Source organism: Vibrio japonicus (genome assembly GCF_024582835.1).
In the GTDB taxonomy this organism is placed as follows: domain Bacteria; phylum Pseudomonadota; class Gammaproteobacteria; order Enterobacterales; family Vibrionaceae; genus Vibrio; species Vibrio japonicus.
Genome location: NZ_CP102096.1, coordinates 2,488,003 through 2,512,014 on the forward strand (window position 1 = coordinate 2,488,003; position 24,012 = coordinate 2,512,014).

Annotated in this window: 18 protein-coding genes, 2 tRNA genes and 2 rRNA genes; 6 read left to right on the forward strand and 16 right to left on the reverse strand. The window is 46.4% G+C overall.

Annotation, left to right across the window (positions count from 1 at the left end):
• Window positions 1–6: 6 nt before the first annotated feature.
• The 10 genes from NP165_RS11760 to dusA form a co-directional block, all read right to left on the reverse strand.
• Window positions 7–2,897 (reverse strand): 23S ribosomal RNA (locus NP165_RS11760).
• Between the two features lie 316 nt (window positions 2,898–3,213).
• Window positions 3,214–3,289: transfer RNA gene (locus NP165_RS11765), tRNA-Ala, on the reverse strand.
• Between the two features lie 43 nt (window positions 3,290–3,332).
• A tRNA-Ile gene (locus NP165_RS11770) sits at window positions 3,333–3,409 on the reverse strand.
• A 64-nt stretch (window positions 3,410–3,473) separates the two neighbouring features.
• Window positions 3,474–5,025, reverse strand: a 16S ribosomal RNA gene (locus tag NP165_RS11775).
• Together the 16S and 23S rRNA genes with 2 tRNA genes alongside form the textbook arrangement of a ribosomal RNA operon.
• 621 nt (window positions 5,026–5,646) lie before the next feature.
• On the reverse strand, window positions 5,647–6,423 hold the full coding sequence (locus tag NP165_RS11780) for a phosphoadenylyl-sulfate reductase (RefSeq protein WP_257084125.1): 777 nt from the start codon (window positions 6,421–6,423) through the stop codon (window positions 5,647–5,649).
• On the reverse strand, window positions 6,416–8,149 hold the full coding sequence (gene cysI / locus NP165_RS11785; RefSeq protein ID WP_257084126.1) for an assimilatory sulfite reductase (NADPH) hemoprotein subunit: 1,734 nt from the start codon (window positions 8,147–8,149) through the stop codon (window positions 6,416–6,418). Before cysI ends, NP165_RS11780 begins: the two co-directional genes overlap by 8 nt.
• Window positions 8,149–10,005 carry an assimilatory sulfite reductase (NADPH) flavoprotein subunit gene (locus NP165_RS11790; RefSeq protein ID WP_257084127.1) on the reverse strand — a complete coding sequence of 619 codons (1,857 nt, stop codon included), beginning with the start codon at window positions 10,003–10,005 and terminating at the stop codon, window positions 8,149–8,151. Before NP165_RS11790 ends, cysI begins: the two co-directional genes overlap by 1 nt.
• Window positions 10,006–10,128: 123 nt before the next feature.
• Window positions 10,129–10,359 (reverse strand): hypothetical protein, encoded by a 231-nt coding sequence (locus tag NP165_RS11795; RefSeq protein ID WP_257084128.1) that lies wholly within the window; start codon window positions 10,357–10,359, stop codon window positions 10,129–10,131.
• Between the two features lie 257 nt (window positions 10,360–10,616).
• Complete coding sequence (gene pspG / locus NP165_RS11800) at window positions 10,617–10,826, reverse strand: envelope stress response protein PspG (RefSeq protein WP_257084129.1); 210 nt, start codon at window positions 10,824–10,826, stop codon at window positions 10,617–10,619.
• A 157-nt stretch (window positions 10,827–10,983) separates the two neighbouring features.
• Window positions 10,984–11,988 (reverse strand): tRNA dihydrouridine(20/20a) synthase DusA, encoded by a 1,005-nt coding sequence (gene dusA, locus NP165_RS11805; RefSeq protein WP_503169882.1) that lies wholly within the window; start codon window positions 11,986–11,988, stop codon window positions 10,984–10,986.
• Between the two features lie 347 nt (window positions 11,989–12,335).
• Between dusA and zur the strand changes: the two genes are divergently transcribed.
• Entirely contained in the window at window positions 12,336–12,785 is a 450-nt protein-coding gene (gene zur / locus NP165_RS11810; protein ID WP_257084130.1) for a zinc uptake transcriptional repressor Zur, read from the forward strand.
• A 25-nt stretch (window positions 12,786–12,810) separates the two neighbouring features.
• Window positions 12,811–13,272, forward strand: a complete 462-nt coding sequence (locus tag NP165_RS11815) for a chemotaxis protein CheX (protein ID WP_257084131.1) — start codon at window positions 12,811–12,813, stop codon at window positions 13,270–13,272.
• 49 nt (window positions 13,273–13,321) lie between these two features.
• Here the strand turns inward: NP165_RS11815 and cysC are convergent, their stop codons facing one another.
• Genes cysC through cobA form a run of 5 tightly spaced genes read right to left on the reverse strand, consistent with a single transcriptional unit; the run spans window position 13,322 to window position 18,983 of the window.
• Window positions 13,322–13,939: an adenylyl-sulfate kinase gene (gene cysC / locus NP165_RS11820; RefSeq protein ID WP_257084132.1), complete on the reverse strand. Its 618-nt coding sequence runs from the start codon at window positions 13,937–13,939 to the stop codon at window positions 13,322–13,324.
• A 12-nt stretch (window positions 13,940–13,951) separates the two neighbouring features.
• Window positions 13,952–15,676: an SLC13 family permease gene (locus NP165_RS11825; RefSeq protein WP_257084133.1), complete on the reverse strand. Its 1,725-nt coding sequence runs from the start codon at window positions 15,674–15,676 to the stop codon at window positions 13,952–13,954.
• Window positions 15,677–15,702: 26 nt separating this feature from the next.
• Window positions 15,703–17,130 (reverse strand): sulfate adenylyltransferase subunit CysN, encoded by a 1,428-nt coding sequence (gene cysN, locus NP165_RS11830; RefSeq protein WP_257084134.1) that lies wholly within the window; start codon window positions 17,128–17,130, stop codon window positions 15,703–15,705.
• A gap of 20 nt (window positions 17,131–17,150) precedes the next feature.
• The gene (cysD, locus tag NP165_RS11835; protein ID WP_503169891.1) at window positions 17,151–18,086 is read right to left on the reverse strand and encodes a sulfate adenylyltransferase subunit CysD; all 936 of its coding nucleotides are present in this window, start codon (window positions 18,084–18,086) and stop codon (window positions 17,151–17,153) included.
• 27 nt (window positions 18,087–18,113) lie between these two features.
• Complete coding sequence (gene cobA, locus NP165_RS11840; RefSeq protein ID WP_257085594.1) at window positions 18,114–18,983, reverse strand: uroporphyrinogen-III C-methyltransferase; 870 nt, start codon at window positions 18,981–18,983, stop codon at window positions 18,114–18,116.
• Window positions 18,984–19,244: 261 nt separating this feature from the next.
• On the opposite strand from cobA, the gene cpdB reads away from it, so the two are divergent.
• The 4 genes from cpdB to NP165_RS11860 all read left to right on the forward strand — a co-directional run bounded on the left by cpdB (window position 19,245) and on the right by NP165_RS11860 (window position 23,259).
• Window positions 19,245–21,206 (forward strand): 2',3'-cyclic-nucleotide 2'-phosphodiesterase, encoded by a 1,962-nt coding sequence (cpdB, locus tag NP165_RS11845; protein ID WP_257084136.1) that lies wholly within the window; start codon window positions 19,245–19,247, stop codon window positions 21,204–21,206.
• Window positions 21,207–21,316: 110 nt separating this feature from the next.
• A complete protein-coding gene (locus tag NP165_RS11850; RefSeq protein ID WP_257084137.1) occupies window positions 21,317–21,880 on the forward strand; it encodes a Crp/Fnr family transcriptional regulator in 564 nt (187 codons plus the stop codon).
• 68 nt (window positions 21,881–21,948) lie between these two features.
• Complete coding sequence (locus NP165_RS11855) at window positions 21,949–22,407, forward strand: GNAT family N-acetyltransferase (RefSeq protein WP_257084138.1); 459 nt, start codon at window positions 21,949–21,951, stop codon at window positions 22,405–22,407.
• Between the two features lie 3 nt (window positions 22,408–22,410).
• Entirely contained in the window at window positions 22,411–23,259 is an 849-nt protein-coding gene (locus tag NP165_RS11860; protein WP_257084139.1) for a DMT family transporter, read from the forward strand.
• Window positions 23,260–23,262: 3 nt separating this feature from the next.
• Here the strand turns inward: NP165_RS11860 and NP165_RS11865 are convergent, their stop codons facing one another.
• Complete coding sequence (locus tag NP165_RS11865; protein WP_257084140.1) at window positions 23,263–23,832, reverse strand: LysM-like peptidoglycan-binding domain-containing protein; 570 nt, start codon at window positions 23,830–23,832, stop codon at window positions 23,263–23,265.
• Window positions 23,833–24,012 lie beyond the last annotated feature (180 nt).

Genomic DNA, 24,012 nt, shown 5'->3' on the forward strand with positions numbered 1-24,012 from the left:
TGTTGTATGGTTAAGCCTCACGGGCAATTAGTACAGGTTAGCTCAACGCCTCACAACGCTTACACACCCTGCCTATCAACGTTCTAGTCTCGAACAACCCTTCAGGACTCTCAAGGAGTCAGGGAAGACTCATCTCAGGGCTCGCTTCCCGCTTAGATGCTTTCAGCGGTTATCGATTCCGAACTTAGCTACCGGGCAATGCGTCTGGCGACACAACCCGAACACCAGAGGTTCGTCCACTCCGGTCCTCTCGTACTAGGAGCAGCCCCCTTCAATCTTCCAACGCCCACGGCAGATAGGGACCGAACTGTCTCACGACGTTCTAAACCCAGCTCGCGTACCACTTTAAATGGCGAACAGCCATACCCTTGGGACCGACTTCAGCCCCAGGATGTGATGAGCCGACATCGAGGTGCCAAACACCGCCGTCGATATGAACTCTTGGGCGGTATCAGCCTGTTATCCCCGGAGTACCTTTTATCCGTTGAGCGATGGCCCTTCCATTCAGAACCACCGGATCACTATGACCTGCTTTCGCACCTGCTCGAATTGTCATTCTCGCAGTCAAGCGGGCTTATGCCATTGCACTAACCTCACGATGTCCAACCGTGATTAGCCCACCTTCGTGCTCCTCCGTTACTCTTTGGGAGGAGACCGCCCCAGTCAAACTACCCACCAGGCACTGTCCTCACCCCGGATGACGGGGCTAAGTTAGAACATCAAACATACAAGGGTGGTATTTCAAGGTCGGCTCCACCGATACTGGCGTACCGGTTTCAAAGCCTCCCACCTATCCTACACATGTAGGCTCAATGTTCAGTGCCAAGCTGTAGTAAAGGTTCACGGGGTCTTTCCGTCTAGCCGCGGGTACACTGCATCTTCACAGCGATTTCAATTTCACTGAGTCTCGGGTGGAGACAGCGTGGCCATCATTACGCCATTCGTGCAGGTCGGAACTTACCCGACAAGGAATTTCGCTACCTTAGGACCGTTATAGTTACGGCCGCCGTTTACCGGGGCTTCGATCAAGAGCTTCGACCGAAGTCTAACCCCATCAATTAACCTTCCGGCACCGGGCAGGCGTCACACCGTATACGTCATCTTACGATTTTGCACAGTGCTGTGTTTTTAATAAACAGTTGCAGCCACCTGGTATCTGCGACTCTCAATAGCTCCATCCGCAAGGGACTTCACCGTCAAGAGCGTACCTTCTCCCGAAGTTACGGTACCATTTTGCCTAGTTCCTTCACCCGAGTTCTCTCAAGCGCCTTGGTATTCTCTACCCGACCACCTGTGTCGGTTTGGGGTACGATTCCTTACAATCTGAAGCTTAGAGGCTTTTCCTGGAAGCATGGCATCAATGACTTCACACCCGTAGGTGCTCGACGTCGTGTCTCAGCCTTAGAAAGAGCCGGATTTACCTAACTCTTAAGCCTACGCACTTGAACCTGGACAACCGTCGCCAGGCCCACCTAGCCTTCTCCGTCCCCCCATCGCAATTGTAAGAAGTACGGGAATATTAACCCGTTTCCCATCGACTACGCTTTTCAGCCTCGCCTTAGGGGTCGACTTACCCTGCCCCGATTAACGTTGGACAGGAACCCTTGGTCTTCCGGCGAGGGGGTTTTTCACCCCCTTTATCGTTACTCATGTCAGCATTCGCACTTCTGATACCTCCAGCAAGCTTTACAACTCACCTTCAACGGCTTACAGAACGCTCCCCTACCCAATGCAGTAAACTGCATTGCCGCAGCTTCGGTTTATAGCTTAGCCCCGTTACATCTTCCGCGCAGGCCGACTCGACTAGTGAGCTATTACGCTTTCTTTAAATGATGGCTGCTTCTAAGCCAACATCCTAGCTGTCTAAGCCTTCCCACATCGTTTCCCACTTAGCTATAATTTGGGACCTTAGCTGGCGGTCTGGGTTGTTTCCCTCTCCACGACGGACGTTAGCACCCGCCGTGTGTCTCCCGGATAGTACTTACTGGTATTCGGAGTTTGCAAAGGGTTGGTAAGTCGGGATGACCCCCTAGCCTTAACAGTGCTCTACCCCCAGTAGTATTCGTCCGAGGCGCTACCTAAATAGCTTTCGGGGAGAACCAGCTATCTCCAGGTTTGATTGGCCTTTCACCCCTAGCCACAAGTCATCCGCTAATTTTTCAACATTAGTCGGTTCGGTCCTCCAGTTGATGTTACTCAACCTTCAACCTGCCCATGGCTAGATCACCTGGTTTCGGGTCTATATCCAGAGACTGAGCGCCCAGTTAAGACTCGGTTTCCCTACGGCTCCCCTAGATGGTTAACCTTGCCACTGAATATAAGTCGCTGACCCATTATACAAAAGGTACGCAGTCACAGGACAAAGCCTGCTCCTACTGCTTGTACGTACACGGTTTCAGGTTCTATTTCACTCCCCTCACAGGGGTTCTTTTCGCCTTTCCCTCACGGTACTGGTTCACTATCGGTCAGTCAGTAGTATTTAGCCTTGGAGGATGGTCCCCCCATATTCAGACAGGATATCACGTGTCCCGCCCTACTCGATTTCACTGAATGTGCGTTGTCAACTACGGGGCTATCACCCTGTATCGCCGGACTTTCCAGACCGTTCGTCTAACGCATATAAAGCTTAAGGGCTAGTCCAATTTCGCTCGCCGCTACTTTCGGAATCTCGGTTGATTTCTTTTCCTCGGGGTACTTAGATGTTTCAGTTCCCCCGGTTCGCCTCTTGCACCTATGTATTCAGTACAAGATACGTGCTTATGCACGTGGGTTTCCCCATTCGGAAATCCCAGACTCAAGTGGCTTTTACTGCCTAATCTGGGCTTATCGCAAGTTAATACGTCCTTCATCGCCTCTGACTGCCAAGGCATCCACCGTGTACGCTTAGTCACTTAACCATACAACCCCAAAGAGTTTCGCGGAGCGAATCTTGAGGATGTTGTTTAAACAACCAAAGTTGCTATCTCATTATTTGAATGAGCGAGATAGCTTTCGATTTTGCCGGACTCAATTTCTTTTTATTTTACTTTTTATAAAAGTGAAAACAAAAAGCCAAGAACACTTGAATGTGTTGTATTGGTGTTTGTCATAAAGACAAACATTGAGAACTTTACAAACAACAATAAATTGTTGTTTTGTCAGCTTTCCAAATTGTTAAAGAGCTAGATTCATTAAAGAACCATTTTTAAACACACTCGCAAGAATGCTTAAAGATGGTGGAGCTAAGCAGGATCGAACTGCTGACCTCCTGCGTGCAAGGCAGGCGCTCTCCCAGCTGAGCTATAGCCCCATCAAGGTGTCGATACTGTATGCCAATCTCCTGGGAGGAAGATTGGTGGGTCTGAGTGGACTTGAACCACCGACCTCTCGCTTATCAGGCGAACGCTCTAACCACCTGAGCTACAGACCCAGTATCGTCTCTTAAACTATAAACATATCAATCTGTGTGAACACTCATCGCAATAATCATCGTATAAGGAGGTGATCCAGCGCCAGGTTCCCCTAGCGCTACCTTGTTACGACTTCACCCCAGTCATGAACCACAAAGTGGTAAGCGTCCTCCCGAAGGTTAAACTACCTACTTCTTTTGCAGCCCACTCCCATGGTGTGACGGGCGGTGTGTACAAGGCCCGGGAACGTATTCACCGTGGCATTCTGATCCACGATTACTAGCGATTCCGACTTCACGGAGTCGAGTTGCAGACTCCGATCCGGACTACGACGCACTTTTTGGGATTCGCTCACTCTCGCAAGTTGGCCGCCCTCTGTATGCGCCATTGTAGCACGTGTGTAGCCCTACTCGTAAGGGCCATGATGACTTGACGTCGTCCCCACCTTCCTCCGGTTTATCACCGGCAGTCTCCCTGGAGTTCCCACCCGAAGTGCTGGCAAACAAGGATAAGGGTTGCGCTCGTTGCGGGACTTAACCCAACATTTCACAACACGAGCTGACGACAGCCATGCAGCACCTGTCTCAGAGTTCCCGAAGGCACCAATCCATCTCTGGAAAGTTCTCTGGATGTCAAGAGTAGGTAAGGTTCTTCGCGTTGCATCGAATTAAACCACATGCTCCACCGCTTGTGCGGGCCCCCGTCAATTCATTTGAGTTTTAATCTTGCGACCGTACTCCCCAGGCGGTCTACTTAACGCGTTAGCTCCGAAAGCCACGGCTCAAGGCCACAACCTCCAAGTAGACATCGTTTACGGCGTGGACTACCAGGGTATCTAATCCTGTTTGCTCCCCACGCTTTCGCATCTGAGTGTCAGTATCTGTCCAGGGGGCCGCCTTCGCCACCGGTATTCCTTCAGATCTCTACGCATTTCACCGCTACACCTGAAATTCTACCCCCCTCTACAGTACTCTAGTCTGCCAGTTTCAAATGCTATTCCGAGGTTGAGCCCCGGGCTTTCACATCTGACTTAACACACCACCTGCATGCGCTTTACGCCCAGTAATTCCGATTAACGCTCGCACCCTCCGTATTACCGCGGCTGCTGGCACGGAGTTAGCCGGTGCTTCTTCTGCAGCTAACGTCAAATGAATGTGCTATTAACACACCCACCTTCCTCACTGCTGAAAGTACTTTACAACCCGAAGGCCTTCTTCATACACGCGGCATGGCTGCATCAGGCTTGCGCCCATTGTGCAATATTCCCCACTGCTGCCTCCCGTAGGAGTCTGGACCGTGTCTCAGTTCCAGTGTGGCTGATCATCCTCTCAGACCAGCTAGGGATCGTCGCCTTGGTGAGCCCTTACCTCACCAACTAGCTAATCCCACCTGGGCATATCCTGACGCGAGAGGCCCGAAGGTCCCCCTCTTTGAGCCGAAGCTATTATGCGGTATTAGCCATCGTTTCCAATGGTTATCCCCCACATCAGGGCAATTTCCCAGGCATTACTCACCCGTCCGCCGCTCGACGCCGATATCGTTCCCCGAAGGTTCAGACATCTCGTTTCCGCTCGACTTGCATGTGTTAGGCCTGCCGCCAGCGTTCAATCTGAGCCATGATCAAACTCTTCAATTTAAAGTTTTGATTCCCTAAACAAATAGGGGAGGCTCAATGAATACTGACTTCAAAACTACTAATGTAATTTTAAAGCTATTATCGTTCCAACAGAACGATAATGAATTGACTGTGCTGAATCCGAAGATTCAATGGTCACTTCGTATCATTGAAACCTAATTTGAAACCGAGGTTTCTAATTGGATTATCATCAACGAGTGCCCACACAGATTGATAGGTTTATATTGTTAAAGAGCTATTCTTCGTTGTGACTCACATCACTTCGGAAGAGGCGGCCATTCTAACGATATAATTTTTTGTGTCAAACACTTTCCTAAATTATTTCGTTTTTCTTTTTGACCTTGTCGACTTCGCTTTGAACCCTTGTGAGCCCTTGCCCTGTCGACGAGGAGGCATTATAGAGATCGCGCTCACATTGGCAAGAGTTATTTTGAAAAAAATGCAAAAATAACGGCTAAACGTCTAATTTTCACCCTAAGCCTTATTTATCAAACTTTACCCCTATATAACAAACATAATACACACAGACTTATCCACATTCGTTCAATTTTCAATCAAAGAAAAAGGTCGCAATTGCGACCTTTAAACTTTATTCACTCTGCTATAGCTGAAAAGATTACTTTAGATTCCCGAACCATCTTGTTCGTTATCTTCTTCATGTAATCCACATTCTCGCTTTAGACCAAAAAAACGCGTTTCCTCTTCCGACATTCCAGGCTCCCACTTTCTTGTTGTGTGGGTATCACCTACCGAAAGATAACCTTCATCTCGTAAAGGATGATAAGGCAGGTCATTCTCTTCCAAGTAATAGTGGATATCTTTATTAGTCCAATCGATTACCGGTAAGAACTTAAAGACGCCGTTTTGGATAGACAAGATCGGCAGCCCAGCGCGTGTTCGAGATTGCTCTCGGCGTAAACCGGAAAACCAAGTCCCAACATTAAGTTCATTTAGAGCTCTACGCATCGGCTCAACTTTATTGAGCTTATTGTATTTCTCTATGCCCTCTACTCCTTGTTCCCAAAGTTGTCCGTAACGAGCCTCCTGCCAATTCGAACTTTCTTTTGCTTTGTAGACTTTTAGGTTTAGCGTTAGCTTTTCACACAAAAGGTCAATAAAGCGGTATGTTTCTGGGAATAGATAACCTGTATCAGTCAATATGATCGGAGTATCAGGCCTTTGCTGAGTCACCAAGTGGAGCATAACGGCAGCTTGAATTCCAAAGCTAGACGATACAACGTGTTCACCTTGCAGGTTTTCAAGAGCCCAAGCTACTCGCTCTTGTGCTGACAACTGCTCAAGCTTCACGTTTATTTCTGCAAGACGGAGGATTTGCTCCGTCTTGGTGAGTTTGAGTAGTTCTGCCAGCTCCAGTTTTGAAGCTACAGAATCAAGCATAGAAATCCCTCTTAGATACGAATACCTCTTCTATGATCCCAGCTCGGATTGTGAAATCACCGAAGCACTCACCTTCCTCACGCTCTTTCGCCCAGCGCCCAACGAGCTGATCAATCTCTTCCAAAATCTGTTTGTCAGTGATGTTCTCTTTATACATCTTAGGAATACGCGTACCACCACGGTTACCACCCAAGTGCAGGTTATAACGTCCCGGTGCTTTACCGACCAGACCGATTTCAGCCAACATAGCTCGGCCACAACCGTTTGGACAGCCTGTAACACGCAAGATAATATTGTCTTCTTTCGGCAAGCCATGTTTTTCTAGGATAGATTCAACATCGGTAACAAACTCAGGTAAGAAACGTTCTGCTTCAGCCATCGCCAGTGGACACGTTGGGAATGCCACACATGCCATTGAGTTCTTACGTTGCTCACTCACCGAAGCGTCCATCAAACCATGTTCAACAGCGATCTTTTCTATCTTCGCTTTCTGGCTCTTCGCCACGCCCGCTACAATTAAGTTCTGGTTCGCGGTCATTCGGAAATCGCCTTTGTGGATTTTAGCAATTTCTGCAACACCAGTTTTAAGAGGCTTGCCCGGATAGTCCAGTAGACGTCCATTCTCAATAAATAGTGTTAAGTGATGTTTTCCATCAATACCTTCCACCCAACCGATGCGGTCACCACGTTCGGTAAATTCATACGGGCGACTTTCACCAAATGTCACACCTGCACGCTTTTCAACTTCTGCTTTAAAAACATCAGTACCTACACGGTCGAGTGTATATTTGGTTTTTGCGTTCTTACGGTTTGATCGATTACCCCAGTCTCGCTGAGTCGTCACTACCGCAGCAGCCACATCGAGCGTTTTCTCAAGTGGGATAAAACCAAAGTCGTCTGCGCGACGTGGGTAAGTAGCTGTATCACCGTGCGTCATTGCTAGACCGCCACCAACCAATACATTGAAACCCACCAGCTTGCCGCTTTCCGCGATTGCAACGAAGTTGAGGTCGTTCGCGTGAACGTCGACATCATTTTGCGGCGGAATCACTACTGTGGTTTTGAATTTACGAGGTAGGTAGTTACTACCAAGAATTGGTTCTTCGTCAGTTGTTTCGACTTTTTCACCATCCAACCAGATTTCAGCATAAGCGCGAGTTTTAGGTAAAAGATGCTCACTGATCTTCTTCGCCCACTCGTAAGCTTCCTGGTGTAGCTCCGACTCCACTGGGTTAGTAGTACACAACACGTTACGGTTCACATCACCCGCTGTCGCGATTGAGTCAATACCAATACTGTTTAGCGTTTGGTGCATCAACTTGATGTTTGGTTTTAACACACCGTGGAACTGAAACGTTTGACGAGTAGTTAAACGAATACTTCCATACAGAGAGTGCTCCGTCGCGAATTTATCAATCGCCAACCATTGAGTAGGATTGATAATCCCACCTGGCATACGAGCACGTAACATCACGTTATGTAGTGGCTCTAGCTTTTGCTTTGCACGCTCGTTACGGATATCTCGGTCATCCTGCTGATACATACCGTGGAAACGGATCAGCTGGAAGTTATCCGCCGTAAAGCCACCAGTAATACGGTCTTCTAGATCTTGCTCGATCGTACCGCGCAAAAAGTTACTTTCTCTTTTTAGGCGTTCGTTATCAGAAAGTGGTCCTAGCTCTTCGTCTAATACAACCTGCTTATTATTTTCAGTAGAAAAAGTCATTAGTACACATCCCTCTGATAACGTTTTGCTTTACGTAAGTCATTAATAAATTGTTCAGCATCATCACGTGGCATTTTGCCTTCTTGCTCTGCGACAATAACCAGCGCGTCATGAACATCTTTAGCCATGCGAGTCGCATCACCACATACGTAGATGTAAGCGCCGTCTTGAATCCACTGCCATACTTGAGCCGCGTTTTCTAATATGCGGTGCTGTACGTAAACTTTTTCAACTTGGTCACGACTAAAAGCCACATCTAGACGGTTCAATAAGCCCGACTTTAAGTACTTCTGCCATTCAACCTGATACAAGAAGTCTTGGGTAAACGTACGGTCACCGAAGAACAACCAGTTCTTGCCCTCAGCATCGCGGTTATCACGCTCTTGGATGAAGCTACGGAATGGTGCAATACCAGTACCTGGGCCAATCATGATGATTGGAGTGTTATCATCTTGAGGAAGTTTGAAGTTATTGTTGTTCTCTACGAACACCTTCACTTCTCCGCCTTCTTCTAAACGCTGAGTCAGGAAGCTCGATGCTCCACCTAAGCGTTTTTCGTCGTCTTTGTCGAACTCAACCAAGCCAACGGTAAGGTGCACTTCTTCATCTACTTCTGTTTGGCTCGATGCAATAGAGTACAAACGAGGAGTCAAACGGCGCAGTAAACCAACCAGCTCTTCCGCAGACAGCTTGGTTTTCTTCTCTGCTAATACGTCAACAACTTGAGTATTGGCTGAGTACTCGCGTAGCTTGTCTTTATCTTCCACCAGCTTTTGTAGCTTTTTGCTTCCAGATAGCTCAGCGAACTTGGTTACAAATTGTGGATTGGATGCAGTGATCTCATACTTGCTTACCAAAGCGCTATGAATAGAGAGACTTTCGCCATCAACATCAACGCTTTCAACACCAGATAAGCCCACTTTACTTAAAATTGCATTCGCAAGCTCAGAGCTATTCTCAAACCACACTCCCAAAGCATCGCCCGGCTGATAAGTTAAGCCTGAACCTTCAAGATCAATTTCCACATGACGAACATCTTTGCCTGAATCACGACCCGTGATCTTTTGGCTTGCTAACAACGTTGCTGTATATGGATTTTGTTTGTTGTATTGAGAATGTCCCGACGCCTGTCCAACAGGTAGTTGCACGACTTCAGCCTGTGGACCAGCCGCTAGGTCGTCTTTCACTTTGTCTAGGGCTTTCGCTTTCCAATCCGACGCAGGTGCTTCGTAGTCAACGTCGCAATCAACGCGATCAATAAATGACGTTGCACCGAGCTTAGATAAATAAGCGTCAAAGTCTTTACCTGTTTGGCAGAAGAACTCATAGCTTGAATCACCCAAGCCAATCACACCGTATTTCAGGTTTGGCAGCTTAGGTGCTTTCTTCGATTGCAAGAACTCATGGAGCTCAATAGCGTTATCTGGTGCTTCACCTTCACCGTTAGTCGACGCCACAATAATCACGTGGGTCTCTTTCGAAAGGTTCTTTCCTTTGTAGTCACTAGCGTCAAACAGCGCAACGTCGATACCTTGCGACTTTGCTTCTTGCTCAAGTGATTCAGCGACACCCTTCGCATTCCCCGTTTGAGAAGCGAAAATAATCGTCAACTTACCCGCTGGTTTAGCAGCAACCGCAACGGCTGCTTGCGTTAGTGGAGCAGACGCCGAAGCTGTCTGAGGTTGAGACTGTGCTAAACCCCAGAAATAACCACTCACCCAAGCGAGCTGTTGTGTCGATAGACCTGCTACCGTTTGTTGTAATGAGCCAAGCTGCTGATCGTTTAGAGGAGCAGCAATTGACGGTAATTCTTGTGATGTGTTTCCTTGAGAGGGAACATTCTTGTTTAAAGACATGGTCACGACATCCCTATTCATTGCGTGAGCATAGATTAACCACTCTTTTTAATAACAAGAAAGAATAGAAGTGAATGTTTTATAACTTTTTGGAAGTAAAAAATAGAGTAAGCCCAGTTGAAACTATTTGGCCTCGATTCGAACTTGTTTAAAACCCACTGCCATCGCGGACTTAGACGCCAGATCCAAGTCTATATAATGGCATTCTTCACCATGAGAATCGGTCAATAGCACAAACCCGCCGCGTGCATGGCGAAATTCCACTATCCATGTCCCTTCCTCGGCAGATGGCTCAATAATGGCTTCAACTAGCTGCTTTTCTCTAAATAAGTTTCTTAGCTCAGTGATCGTCATGAGATTCCTTTCTCTGGCAGATGTAAAACTCCCTATTAAGGATGGGTCAAACATAAAAAAGTGCTAAAGAAATATTGTAGATATAATTAAAGGGTATAAAAAAACGCCACTATATTTAGTGACGTTTTAATAAATGCGCGTTGTTCTAAAGCAGAAGTCAGCGGCCCTATTTTGTCGGTATCGCAGACGAATGAATGACAACGTGAAGCCATCTTAAGGCAACGCTCAGCCTGAACACCTATAAATCACATAGCCATTTACCTTGATTGGGCGACATGGGACTTAAAGAACCAAATACCTATAGCGATAACGATTAGCCATGGAAGAAGCTTAAGTACCGCCCCCAACATTCCAAGTAATACCATCACAACAATAGAAAATGCCACCGCAGCAAATACAGTAAGCATAGTTACACCTGTCACTAACAGGGTAGCGGTAAATACCAGAATAAAGATTAACTCAAACATACGCATCTCCTTTGTTTAAGTTAACCTATCAGGATGCATGCCAACATTTTGACTAAAAATAAATCATTGATTAATAATAGATAAAATGAAAGGCACTCAAAGTGAGTGCCTTAAATAATCTGAAGTTGGTATTTTTAACCAGTGCAATTGGTGATTTTTACACATCCAACTCTTTCGGTATTTTAGCTAACGCTGCTTCAACCACTTCAATACCAGCACCCGGTTTATGCGCGTTTTCGCTGATATAACGACGCCACTGGCGAGCGCCCGGCATGTTTTGAAATAAACCCAGCATATGACGCGTAATATGGCCAAGGTATGCCCCGTTCGCCAACTGTTGTTCGATGTACGGATACATCTCTTGCACAACTTGAGTACGCTTTTTGATCGGCTTGTCCAAACCGAAGATCTGTTGATCCACTTCAGCAAGGATGTATGGGTTTTGGTATGCCTCACGCCCAACCATCACACCATCTAGGTGCTTGAGATGCTCTTTGGTCTCTTCCAAAGTTTTAACCCCACCATTCACCGCAATCGTCAGATGCGGGAAATCATTCTTCAACTGGTAAGCGCGCGGGTAATCCAACGGTGGTATTTCACGGTTTTCTTTCGGGCTCAGACCGGATAGCCACGCTTTACGGGCATGAATAGTGAACTGTTCACTGCCACCTTTCTCTGACACGATAGAAACGAAGTCCGTTAAGAACTCGTACGAGTCTTGGTCATCGATACCGATACGCGTTTTCACTGTCACCGGCACGTCTACAACCTCTTTCATTGCTGCAATGCAATCTGCAACAAGCTGAGGCTCTGCCATCAAACAAGCACCAAAACGACCATTCTGCACTCGGTCAGATGGACAACCAACGTTAAGGTTGATTTCATCATATCCACGTTCTGCCGCTAGCTTGGCGCAAGTCGCTAAATCTTGAGGGTTCGATCCACCAAGCTGTAGCGCGACTGGGTGTTCTTCTTCGTTATACGCCAGAAAATCCCCTTTGCCGTGAATAATCGCACCAGTAGTGACCATTTCCGTATACAGCAAAGTTTCACTCGTCAGCAGGCGATGGAAGTAGCGGCAATGGCGGTCTGTCCAATCCAACATTGGAGCGATAGAAAAGCGCTGTAAGGCAAAGTCGTTTTTTACATCGGTGTTAGACACTGAGTGATCCTCATAAAGTCTATTTGGTGAAGTCTGATTGCAGGGTTGTAGATGTTGAATGTCTCTTAACGCGACAAGTCTACCTTTACTGCAATTTTAAAAATTAATCGCGTATTATACACTACAGGGGAAGATCATTTACAGAACATCACGACTTATCGAGATATTTTCATTTAAGACGTATTTTTTGTTTTGGTTATCAATCAGATTAATGCCGCACCTTTATTGCCACACATGACCTTTTCAGTCTGGGTTTAAGTAAAAGCATTGATGAAACCATCAAAATTAGACAGTTAGACGACGTTTGCAGCTAATCAATGATATATTGTTAACAACGTCCATGAGTAATGGTGAAAAGTTTGGACCAGCAGTTAGTCAAACAAATTGAAGAAATATGTGCCTCTCGCGGAGTACGGTTAACAACGCAAAGAAAAAGAGTTTTCGAACTTATTTGCACTAGCCCAAAAGCGTCTAGCGCTTACGAGCTTTTAGAGCAGTTACAAAAAGTAGAGCCTCAGGCCAAACCTCCTACTGTTTATAGAGCATTAGATTTCTTACTGGATCAAGGCTTCATACACCGTGTAGAGTCAACCAACAGCTACATTCAATGCTGCTCCTGTAACGCTCATCAACATTACTCGCATCTTTTGATATGTGATAAATGCAGTAACGTTATTGAACTACAAGATGATAGTTTGGTAGCCTTATTAGTTGAAAATGCAGAAAAACATGGATTTACAATCACCAATCACGTCCTAGAAACACACGGGGTTTGTAGAAACTGTCGTTCTGAATAGCGAAATAAATATATAGAAGAAAATTATGCGCGCTGAATTTGTAAACCCGTTTTTAGCTTCTTTAATGAACGTACTGAAAACGATGGCTTCATTAGAAATAAAGCCACAGAAGCCTCGTGTGAAAAAAGATGAAATAGCACGTGGTGATGTGTCTGGCCTGATAGGAATGGTTGGTCCGCAAACCCGCGGTTCTATGTCTATAACGTTTGACGAAAGTCTCGCTCTCGAAATCATGAACAACATGCTTGGTGAAAGACCCAACGGCGTGAACGATGAAGTCACAGACATGGTAGGCGAAATCACCAATATGGTGACAGGTGGCGCGAAACGCATCCTTGCAGAAAGTGGGTTTGATTTTGATATGGCTACTCCTGTCGTTGTTTCAGGCAAAGGCCATACTATTCGTCATAAATGTGAAGGCTCAATCATCATTATGCCTTTCACATCTCAATGGGGTAACGCCTTTATTGAAATCTGTTTCGAGTAACCAATATCCAAAAAGTAAAAAGCTTCCTTTGTGGAAGCTTTTTTATTGTTTACGCAATGATATCTCGTTGCTGCAAAACCTTGATGCAATCCTCAACCAACTCATCAATCGATTTGTCTCCAGCAAGTAAATCTATTTCTGGATTGATTGGCGCTTCGTAGTCTGAATCGATACCAGTGAAGTTTCGTATCTCGCCCGCACGTGCTTTCTTATACAAACCTTTTGGATCACGCTGCTCACAGACTTCAAGCGACGTATTCACGTACACTTCTAAAAACTCGCCTGCAGGCACCATGTCTCTCACTAGTTGACGTTCCGCTCGGTGAGGAGAAATAAATGCCGACAGAACAATAAGCCCCGCATCCGCCATCAGCTTAGCAAGTTCTCCAATACGGCGAATATTTTCTCTGCGGTCTTGCTCAGAGAAACCCAGATCACTGCATAACCCGTGACGCACGTTATCACCATCAAGCAAGTAAGTATGATACCCCTGCTCAGCCAATTTATTTTCTAACGCGCCCGCCACGGTAGATTTACCGGCACCAGACAATCCCGTAAACCACAATATGACTGGTTTTTGTTGCTTTAACTTAGCTCGGAACTCTTTATCGATGGCGTGCTGATGCCAAACGATGTTCTCGTCTTTAATCGGCGTTTCCGCTGTCATAATTCAATCCTTTTAAAACGGGAAAAACTGAGGGATAAGCGCTAACACTAATACCGAATAAACAATAGAAATCGGTATGCCCACCCTAATGTAGTCAGTCAATTTGTAATTCCCTACGCTGTATACCAAAAGATTAGTCTGATATCCGTAAGGAGAGATAAAACTTGCGCTAGCACCGAATAATATCGCCATTATGAATGGCATCGGATCCACACCATAGCTGATTGCCATACTATAACCGAGTGGAAAAGCTAACGCTGCCGCAGCATTATTGGTGACCAATTCGGTAAGTACTAACGTCAGCAAATAAGTCGCAACTAACGCACCAAATACACCCCAGCCATTAAAGCTTTCCATGAACATTTGGCCTAGGCTTTCTGATAAACCAGAGGAAAGCATTAACTGCGCAATAGAAAGAGCTGAGCCCACAATGACAACGATATCGATAGGAAAGCGACGGCGTAGCTCGCTTAATTGAACAATACCGCTAAATACTGCCACCAGCAAAAACACCGACAAGCCTTTGATAAGTGGTACCCACCCCAGCAACGCCGAGACGATCACCGAGGCAAAACCCAGCAGCACCATCGTAGATTTGCGTGCATCTAAGCGCGCGCTGGAGTCCAAGTCATTCACCACCACAAATTCTTTGCGATGCGCACGGCGCTCTTGCTCAAAGCGTTTCCCTGGCACTAAAACCAAGGTGTCACCAGCGTTTAACGTGATGTTGCCCAAACCGCCTTGCAGCCTTTCGTGGCCACGTCGGATCGCCACAACTACGGCGTCAAAACGGTCACGGAAGTGGCTAGATTTCAGGGTCTTGTTACAAAAGCTCGCGGAAGAGCTCACCACAACTTCGACAAAGCTTTGCCCGTTGAGGTGATGTTGACCGAATAAAGTCAGCCCTTGAATATCTTGCAACGTCGCGACACTTTCTACGTCACCACAAAACAGTAAGCTGTCTCGCGCTTGCAGAACGAAATCGGGTTCGACGGGCGCAATGGTTTTACCGTCGCGTACCACCTCGGCCAAAAACAGCTTACGCAGAGCACGTAGATTATTCTCATTGATGCTGCGTCCAACCAATGGCGATCCCGGTTCGACTTTCGCTTCGAGGAAATAAGAGAGTTCATCTTGGTTATGATCTTCATAACTCGGTAATAGATAGCTCAGCGGGATCAAGATCATGAGCCCAGCCACTAATACCGACAATCCGATCATGCTCGGGGTAAAGAACCCCAAACTAGGTAGCCCTGCATCTTCGACAAAACTATTGATGATCAAATTGGTTGAGGTACCGATCAACGTCAGCGTTCCACCTAATATCGCCGCATAAGAAAGTGGGATAAGTAGTTTGGATGGCGCGTGCTGCTGGTTACGTTTGATCGCACTGATCAACGAGACCACCACAGCGGTATTGTTAGTAAATGAAGATAAAAATGCGGTCGATAGCCCCAGCTTAGCGACAACAGTGCCTAGGCACCCCGTCGATAACGAGCGGCTCACCCAACTGATCAGCATGGTTTTTTCTATCGCCGCTGATGCCACGATAAGCAGCACCAACGTCAATAATGAAGAGTTGGTAAAGTTAGTGGCAACGTCGCCAACTTCAATCAATCCCGCCATGAAAGCAATAAATGCCGCCCCAGCAAAAATGAAGCTTGGTTTAATGCGTGTGCTGAGCAAACAGGTCACTGTTCCCAATAACAACGCCAACACAAAACCTTGTTGCCACATAACTTTTCCTTGTCAGTAATGAGTACTTATTTAAGTAACTGACTGATGTCTTTCGCTTCCCAATGCGGGAAGTGTTTACGTACAAGAGCGTTCAGCTCCAGCTCAAAGGCTGAGATATCACCCGTTTGTTTTTCAACTTGAGTGAGGCTTTCACGTACCAAGCCCGCACCAACAGTCACGTTAGATAAACGGTCGATGATGATGAAACCACCTGTGTCTTGACACTCTAAGTAGTGGTCCAATGCCACAGACTCGTTCAATGTCAACTCACACAAACCAATGCCATTCAGTGGCAGCTCAACCGCACTGTGTGTCGATAGGTTGTTGATGTCGTATTGGTGACGAATCGCCTCTACACGACCAACGGTCTTCTTGCCCGCAATCTTGATGTCATACTCGCGACCCGGTTGCAGTGGTTGCTCTGTCATCCAAACCACATCGGCGAGCAGGTGGTTGCTGGATTCGACTTTTGACTCTTCCAGCACAATCAAGTCACCACGGCTGATGTCGATTTCGTCTGCTAGAGTCAGAGTCACAGCAAGGCCTGCCTGCGCGCGTTCTAAATCGCCATCGAATGTCACGATGCGCGCAACGGTCGACGTTTTGCCTGAAGGGAGCGCTTTAATACGGTCGCCCACTTTCACTTCACCGCCCGCAACCGTGCCCGCAAAACCGCGGAAGTCGAGGTTAGGACGGTTCACGTATTGCACCGGGAAGCGGAATTCACCGACTTTCTTCTCGCGGTCAACATCGACATTTTCTAACAGCTCAAGCAGTGACGGGCCTTCAAACCATGTCATGTTGGCGCTGGCTTCGACCACGTTGTCGCCTTCCAGTGCCGACAGTGGAATGATTTGAATATCGGTTTCGCCTTGCAAGTGCTTAGAGAACGCTAAATACTCTTCACGAATCTCTTCAAAACGCTGCTGTGAATAATCGACAAGATCCATCTTGTTCACCGCAACGATAAAGTGCTTCAGACCCAGCAAGTTGGAAATGAATGAGTGACGACGCGTTTGATCCAGCACGCCTTTGCGCGCATCAATCAAGATCACCGCCAGATCACACGTCGAGGCACCCGTCGCCATATTACGCGTGTACTGCTCGTGTCCCGGTGTATCGGCGATGATGAACTTACGCTTCTGGGTTGAGAAGTAACGGTAAGCTACATCAATCGTGATCCCTTGTTCACGCTCGGCTTGTAGGCCGTCAACCAGCAAGGCTAAGTCTGGTCGCTCACCCGTTGTACCTACACGTTGGCTGTCCGAGTGAACCGCTGCCAATTGATCTTCATAAATTTGTTTCGAGTCATGCAGCAAGCGACCGATCAAGGTACTTTTGCCGTCATCAACTGAGCCACACGTTAAGAATCTAAGTAGTGACTTGTACTGGTGCTGTTTGAGGTAACCTTCGATACCTAGCTCTGCTAATTGAGCTTCTACTGCGCTATTCATTTTCTTTCCTTAGATCCTGTTTAGAAGTAACCCTGACGCTTTTTCAGCTCCATCGATCCGGACTGATCGTGGTCGATCGCTCGGCCCTGACGTTCGCTCGATGTCGCAACCAGCATCTCTTCGATAATGCCTGTCAGCGTGTTGGCTTCTGATTCGATCGCGCCGGTCAGTGGGTAACAACCCAACGTACGGAAGCGAACGCTTTTCTCTTCAATTTTCTCGCCGGGTTGTAGCTTCATACGATCGTCGTCGACCATGATCAACATGCCATCGCGCTCTACTACCGGACGCTTCTCTGAAAGATAAAGCGGTACGATCTCGATATTTTCTAAGTAGATGTATTGCCAGATATCTAACTCGGTCCAGTTAGATAGTGGGAACACACGGATGCTTTCGCCTTTGTTGATTTGGCCGTTGTACGTACGCCAAAGCTCAGGACGTTGATTCTTTGGATCCCAGGTATGGTTCTTATCGCGGAACGAGTACACACGCTCTTTAGCACGTGATTTTTCTTCATCACGGCGCGCGCCACCAAAAGCAGCATCAAAACCGTATTTGTTCAGCGCTTGCTTCAAGCCTTGGGTTTTCATGATGTCAGTGTGCTTTGAAGAACCGTGTTCAAATGGGCTAATCCCCATCGCCAGACCTTCTGGGTTCTTATGTACCAAAAGCTCAAAGCCGTATTTCTCTGCCGTACGATCACGGAACTCGATCATCTCTTTGAATTTCCAATCCGTGTCGACGTGCAGCAGCGGGAAAGGGATCTTGCCTGGGTAAAATGCTTTACGCGCAAGATGCAGCATCACGGATGAGTCCTTACCGATGGAGTACATCATCACTGGGTTATCGAATTCAGCAGCTACTTCACGGATGATATGGATACTCTCCGCTTCCAGCTGCTTCAAATGGGTTAATCGTTCTTGGTCCATGTTAGGGCTTCCTTTACGACTCTTAATGAGCTTCTGACTAGTCAAAATTTGGTGTTAGGCGAATTGGCGTTGCTGCTCATCTGCCTGTTGTGAGGTCGAGAACCACGCCAGTTTTTCTGACAATGACACGACCTCTCCGATAACAATCAGCGACGGTGACTCCGCACCTTGTGCAAGTTCAGCAAGTTGAACTAGCTGACCTTTAAACACTTTTTGGCTTGCTTGTGTCCCACGCTCAATGATGGCAATCGGTGTATTTGGGTTACGTCCGTGTTCTATTAACTGGGCTTGAATGTACTCTGACTTCATCAACCCCATGTAGATAACTAAGGTTTGGTTACCACGCGCCAGTGTCGACCAATCCATTTGATCGCTTTCCGCTTTCAAGTGCCCGGTGATAAACATCGCCGACTGAGCAAAATCACGGTGTGTTAGCGGAATACCAGCATACGCAGTCGCACCTGCAGCCGCAGTAATCCCCGGAACAACGTGGAATGAAATACCCGCATCAGCCAATATTTCGAGCTCTTCACCACCACGACCAAAGATGAACGGATCGCCACCTTTAATGCGCACTACGCGATGACCTTGTTTAGCAAAATCGACCAATAACTGGTTGGTTTTCTCTTGAGGAACACTGTGGTGACCAGCGCGTTTACCCACGCACACTTGGATGGTATCGCTAGGTACAAGAGACATGATTTCGTCGGAGACAAGGTAATCAAACAGCACAACGTCTGCTTGCTGTAAAAAGCGTAGCGCCTTTAGCGTTAGTAACTCAACGTCACCCGGTCCTGAGCCCACAAGGGCAACTTCACCTTGACCGAGTAAACTGCTACCAATCGAATTTAAGTTTGTTTGTGCATTACGCTGCGTGTGCAAATTACTCAGAGGAAACTGAGAAACCGTATCCTTGCTCGCCATCATGTCATCCTCTTGTTGTTGATGCTGGCATTATGGCGCTCAATACATATTACCTGAAATTCTAAAATTTCATTTTTTATACTATTTATTGATAAGGCCACATACTGAGAAAGAATATAGACCAGAAAGTTTTGAGAGATTGTCGGCAGAACACTGGAGAACCAAGGTGTTAGATCACAGAATGCAATTCGATAACACCGTTGTTTCATATCATTTTGTTACATTAAGCATAGTGCTAACTAATGCTATCGGAGCTTAAAAATGAAATTAGCAGTGAAACCTCTTTCTCTAGCAGTCTTAGGTGGAATGCTGACCATGGCTAATCCAGCTATGGCAGACACAATCAAACTGCGTATTGTCGAAACAACCGACATCCACACTAACGTGATGGATTACGACTACTACAAAGACAAACCAAGCCAGAAAATTGGCTTAACGAGAACTGCAACTTTAGTTAAACAAGCCCGATCAGAAGTAGAAAATAGTGTTCTGGTTGATAACGGTGACCTGATTCAAGGCAGTCCTATGGGTGACTATATGGCGGCAAAGGGCATCGAAAAAGGCGAAGTCCATCCCGTTTACAAAGCGATGAACCAGCTCAACTACGATGTGGGTAATATTGGTAACCATGAATTCAATTACGGTTTAGAGTTCCTCGCTGAAACCATTAACGATGCCGATTTCCCGTACGTAAGCGCTAACGTTTTTGACAAAAAAACAGGCCAGCACTACTTCAAGCCTTACATTATTAAAACCCATACTTTTAAAGACGTAGAGGGGGAAGAACACCAAATCAAAGTGGGTTATATCGGCTTTGTACCGCCACAAATCATGGTATGGGATAAGAAGAATCTAGAGGGCAAAGTCTTTGCCAAAGATATTAAAGCCACCGCAGAAGAGCTCGTACCAAAGATGAAAGCGGAAGGCGCGAATGTAATCGTGGCAATCCCTCACTCGGGTGTTTCCTCTGACCCACATAAAGTAGGTGCAGAAAACTCCACCTATTATCTATCTCAGGTAGAAGGCATTGATGCGATTGCGTTTGGTCACTCTCATGCCGTATTCCCAGGAAAAGGATTCGATAACATCCCTGGCGTTGATAACCAAAACGGCACCATCAACGGTGTAGCTGCCGTCATGCCTGGCCGTTGGGGTAGCCATGTGGGTGTCATTGACCTTGAACTAAAAGAGCAAGACGGCAAATGGCAGGTTGTAAAAGGAAAGACTGAAGCTCGCCCAATTTACGATAAAAACGCACAGCAACCGCTGGCAAAAGCGGATGCGGGTATCGTCAAAGCGCTTGAAGCCGACCACAAAGGCACCCATGATTTTGTTAACCAACCTATCGGCAAAGCCAATGATGTAATGTACAGCTTTTTGGCATTGGTGCAAGACGATCCAACCGTACAGATCGTTAACCTAGCACAGAAAGATTATGTTGAGCGCTTTATCCAAGGCGACCCAGACTTAGCCGATATTCCTGTTCTGTCAGCAGCCGCGCCGTTTAAAGCCGGTGGTCGTAAGAATGATCCGGCAAACTTCACCGAAGTTGAATCTGGACAGTTGACGTTCCGTAACGCAGCCGATCTTTACCTTTACCCAAACACTTTGGTTGCCATGAAGGTAACAGGTAAAGAAGTTAAAGCATGGTTGGAATGCAGCGCGGGCCAATTCAAACAAATCGACGCAAATAGTACGGCACCTCAGAGCCTTATCGACTGGGATGGTTTCCGTACTTATAACTTTGACGTGATTGATGGCTTGACCTACCAAATCGACGTTACTCAGCCAGCGAAATACGACGGCGACTGTAAAGTGGTTAACCCAGATGCTCAGCGCATCGTTGGTTTAACTTACCAAGGCAAGCCAATCGAGTTGGGGCAAGATTTTATCATCGCGACCAATAACTACCGGGCATACAGCAACAAATTCCCTGGTACAGGTTCTGATTTCATTGCGTTCGATTCTCCGGATGAAAACCGCTCTGTGGTTGCTGCCTACATTACTCGCGTGAGCAACGAGAATGGCGAGTTTGCACCAAGTGCAGACAACAACTGGTCGTTTGCGCCGATTCAATCGGACAAAGCGTTGGATATTCGCTTTGAAACATCACCAAGCGAAAAAGCAGCCAAGTTCATTGAAGAAAAAGGTCAATATCCGATGAAACGTGTCGCGACAGACGATGTGGGTTTTGCGGTCTACCAAATCGACCTACAAAAATAATCAACATCACACCATCTCAAGCCGCGTACCTACCGCGGCTTTTTTCATCCTCTCATACGCTAAAAGTGAGGTAAAATCAGTCCACTCATTCCAATCAACCTTTATCTATCATGTTTGAACGCTTTCAACAGCAACTCGCTGACAACGGTTTTAACTCTCAAGAGATTGAGCAACTGACCAATTCTGCGCATTTAATTGATCTCCCAACCCGTCATAGCCTGTTGCATCAAGGTCAAGTCGCTGAAGAGATATTCTTTCTGCTGGAGGGGATTTGTCACTCAGCTTATCTAACCGATAAAGGCAAAGAGTTCAGTAAAGAGTTTTATTGGGAGAGCGATTGGATCATTGGCTTCGAAAGCCTGATTAAGCAACAAGCCTCGCCTTATCTGTTGGAATCACTGACGCCTTGTACGCTGGTTGCCTTACCAGTTGAAACCTTGCGTATCTGGCGTGAGCAAAAGCACAGCGTATATCTCAAACTGCTCGAAACCCAGTTGATGTATAAAGAAAACAAAGAGCGCTTTATGTTGCTTTATAGCCCTGAGCAGCGCTACGAGTTGTTCTGCCAACATTACCCAGATTTGCGGGAACGCTTGAACGATTATCAAATTGCAGCGTATTTAGGTATCACCCCAATAAGTTTAAGCCGAATAAAAAAACGATCACAAAGTTAACAATTGTTAATGCCTTTCGTCTTTTAGACTGATAACTTTCAGAAACTTGGATTCACTTTGAGAACATTATGAACCACTGGCAACTTGTTTCTTTTAATCAGCTTTCAACGCAGAAACTCTATCAGTTACTCAAACTACGTGTGGACGTATTTGTGGTTGAGCAAGAGTGCCCTTACCCTGAATTAGATAACAAAGACCACCTGCCTGATGTTCACCATTTGCTAGGTTACAAAGGTGATGAACTGGTTGCCTGTGCTCGTCTGCTTCCACGCGGAGTCAGTTATCCCTCGGTCAGCATTGGCCGCGTCGCAACTAAGAAAGCACATCGTGGTGGTGGATTAGGTCATCAACTTTTAAAGCAGGCTTTATCCGGTTGTGAGCAACTATGGCCGACTTCGGATATTGAAATAGGCGCTCAAGAACACCTTGCAGGATTCTATGCTCAGCATGGTTTTGTTACGACCTCGGCGATGTATCTAGAAGACGGTATCCCACATATTGATATGAAGCTATCTAAGCACGTGTAATTCATGTCTACACAATACTTCGCGATCTTACTGCTGGTCATAGGGAATTTAGCGGCATCGTTATCAGACGTGGCGGTTAAAGTTCTCGATGGCAGTGTGCCTGTTTATCAATATGTGTTTATTCGCCAGCTACTGTCGGCTTTAGTGATATTACCGCTTTGGCTAAGACAAAAACGCAAGCAACGCAAACTGCATAAACCGGGACTCAATTTCTTCCGCGCCCACATTCTTATCCTAGGCAGTGGTTGCATGGTGGTGGCAGTTACTCACTTACCACTTGCGACGGCTAATGCTATTTTCTACGCAGCTCCACTACTCATGTTGCCACTGTCGACGATGTTATTGAAAGAAACACCACCATTTGGCAAAGTGATCGCAACTGTGATTGGTTTTGTTGGCGTGCTGGTGGTCTTGAGACCATCAGAGTTTCATTGGGCAGCCGTTTTCGCTTTAGTTACAGCGATGACGATAGCACTCTTCAACATCACAGCGCGTCAACTTCCAGCCGAGCAATCTATCATCACAACGCTGTTTTGGACGAGTGTACTTTCACTCCCGATTTCCGCAGCACTAGCACTATTTCACTGGGCACCAATTCAATCAGAAGCTTTGTTCTTCATTCTGGGTAGCGCAAGTTTGATTTTGCTGTATAACGGATTAGCAGTAGCTGCTTATCAAAAAGCGCAGGCAGGGAGTATTGCAGTAGCAGAGAACTCTGGGCTACTGTTTGTCACTTTATTTGGTGTCATGTGGTTTGATGAAGTGCCCGATTGGCTGACTGCCATGGGTATAATCATGATTGTCGCCCCACTGATCCCATGGCATTCATTGAGAAGAAGAGCGACAAGGTAATGGTTATTTACTGCGGCCAAATCCACCGTCAGACAAACGGAAAAACATGACTGATTGGTCACTCTTCTCTAGCTGCAAAATATCAAGCTTCCCTTCGGCGTTTAACTTATAGCGGACTAACTGACCTTTTTTGATGTAGCTTAGCGGTTTGTCAGCACCTTCAACTTTGACCAAAGCATTCAAATCAGACATAGGTAAACCACTACTACGAAATACTTGAGCAAGTGTATCGCCACTCTTCACTCGGTACTCTTTCCACTCATTTGACGTTGTATCCACGTTACCTGAACCAGCCAAAGTTTGCTCACTCAAGCCTTTAGCATTGATATCGATAGAGACTCGTTTAGGCTCGGTATCTATTGTTTCAGTCTGTTGCTCTGGAAAAGGAATCAGTAATAAAAGCAACACAACTGGAACCATAACCATAAGGGCGCGCTGATTCATTTTAGGAAACAGATTCCACTTTTCCTTTACCTGATCTTTCATGGCAGGCCAGTTAATTGAAGAGTACTTCTCTTTCAACACGCTAAGGTAGTCCACTGATTGTGGTTTCTTTTTCTTTCTGCGATTCATCGCAACTCATCTCCAAGAGGGCTTCAGTTCAAGTATAAAAACCAAGCGCACATGAGTATAGGAAATTTAACGCTTCTGAGTTATTAAGAAGTCAAAATTTTACAACGATTTGGTGAAAGTCGATCTAAATCTCACAATACCGCGTGTACGGCTGGATTGAGAGGTGAACATTTCATCGTG

What these genes read in the sequence shown, in the direction of transcription:
- NP165_RS11780 (WP_257084125.1), bottom strand. Translation starts at nt 6,423, where the DNA reads ATGCTTGATTCTGTAGCTTCAAAACTGGAGCTGGCAGAACTACTCAAA.
- cysI (WP_257084126.1), bottom strand. Translation starts at nt 8,149, where the DNA reads ATGACTTTTTCTACTGAAAATAATAAGCAGGTTGTATTAGACGAAGAG.
- NP165_RS11790 (WP_257084127.1), bottom strand. Translation starts at nt 10,005, where the DNA reads ATGTCTTTAAACAAGAATGTTCCCTCTCAAGGAAACACATCACAAGAA.
- NP165_RS11795 (WP_257084128.1), bottom strand. Translation starts at nt 10,359, where the DNA reads ATGACGATCACTGAGCTAAGAAACTTATTTAGAGAAAAGCAGCTAGTT.
- pspG (WP_257084129.1), bottom strand. Translation starts at nt 10,826, where the DNA reads ATGTTTGAGTTAATCTTTATTCTGGTATTTACCGCTACCCTGTTAGTG.
- zur (WP_257084130.1), top strand. Translation starts at nt 12,336, where the DNA reads ATGGTGAAAAGTTTGGACCAGCAGTTAGTCAAACAAATTGAAGAAATA.
- NP165_RS11815 (WP_257084131.1), top strand. Translation starts at nt 12,811, where the DNA reads ATGCGCGCTGAATTTGTAAACCCGTTTTTAGCTTCTTTAATGAACGTA.
- cysC (WP_257084132.1), bottom strand. Translation starts at nt 13,939, where the DNA reads ATGACAGCGGAAACGCCGATTAAAGACGAGAACATCGTTTGGCATCAG.
- NP165_RS11825 (WP_257084133.1), bottom strand. Translation starts at nt 15,676, where the DNA reads ATGTGGCAACAAGGTTTTGTGTTGGCGTTGTTATTGGGAACAGTGACC.
- cysN (WP_257084134.1), bottom strand. Translation starts at nt 17,130, where the DNA reads ATGAATAGCGCAGTAGAAGCTCAATTAGCAGAGCTAGGTATCGAAGGT.
- cobA (WP_257085594.1), bottom strand. Translation starts at nt 18,983, where the DNA reads ATGGCGAGCAAGGATACGGTTTCTCAGTTTCCTCTGAGTAATTTGCAC.
- cpdB (WP_257084136.1), top strand. Translation starts at nt 19,245, where the DNA reads ATGAAATTAGCAGTGAAACCTCTTTCTCTAGCAGTCTTAGGTGGAATG.
- NP165_RS11850 (WP_257084137.1), top strand. Translation starts at nt 21,317, where the DNA reads ATGTTTGAACGCTTTCAACAGCAACTCGCTGACAACGGTTTTAACTCT.
- NP165_RS11855 (WP_257084138.1), top strand. Translation starts at nt 21,949, where the DNA reads ATGAACCACTGGCAACTTGTTTCTTTTAATCAGCTTTCAACGCAGAAA.
- NP165_RS11860 (WP_257084139.1), top strand. Translation starts at nt 22,411, where the DNA reads ATGTCTACACAATACTTCGCGATCTTACTGCTGGTCATAGGGAATTTA.
- NP165_RS11865 (WP_257084140.1), bottom strand. Translation starts at nt 23,832, where the DNA reads ATGAATCGCAGAAAGAAAAAGAAACCACAATCAGTGGACTACCTTAGC.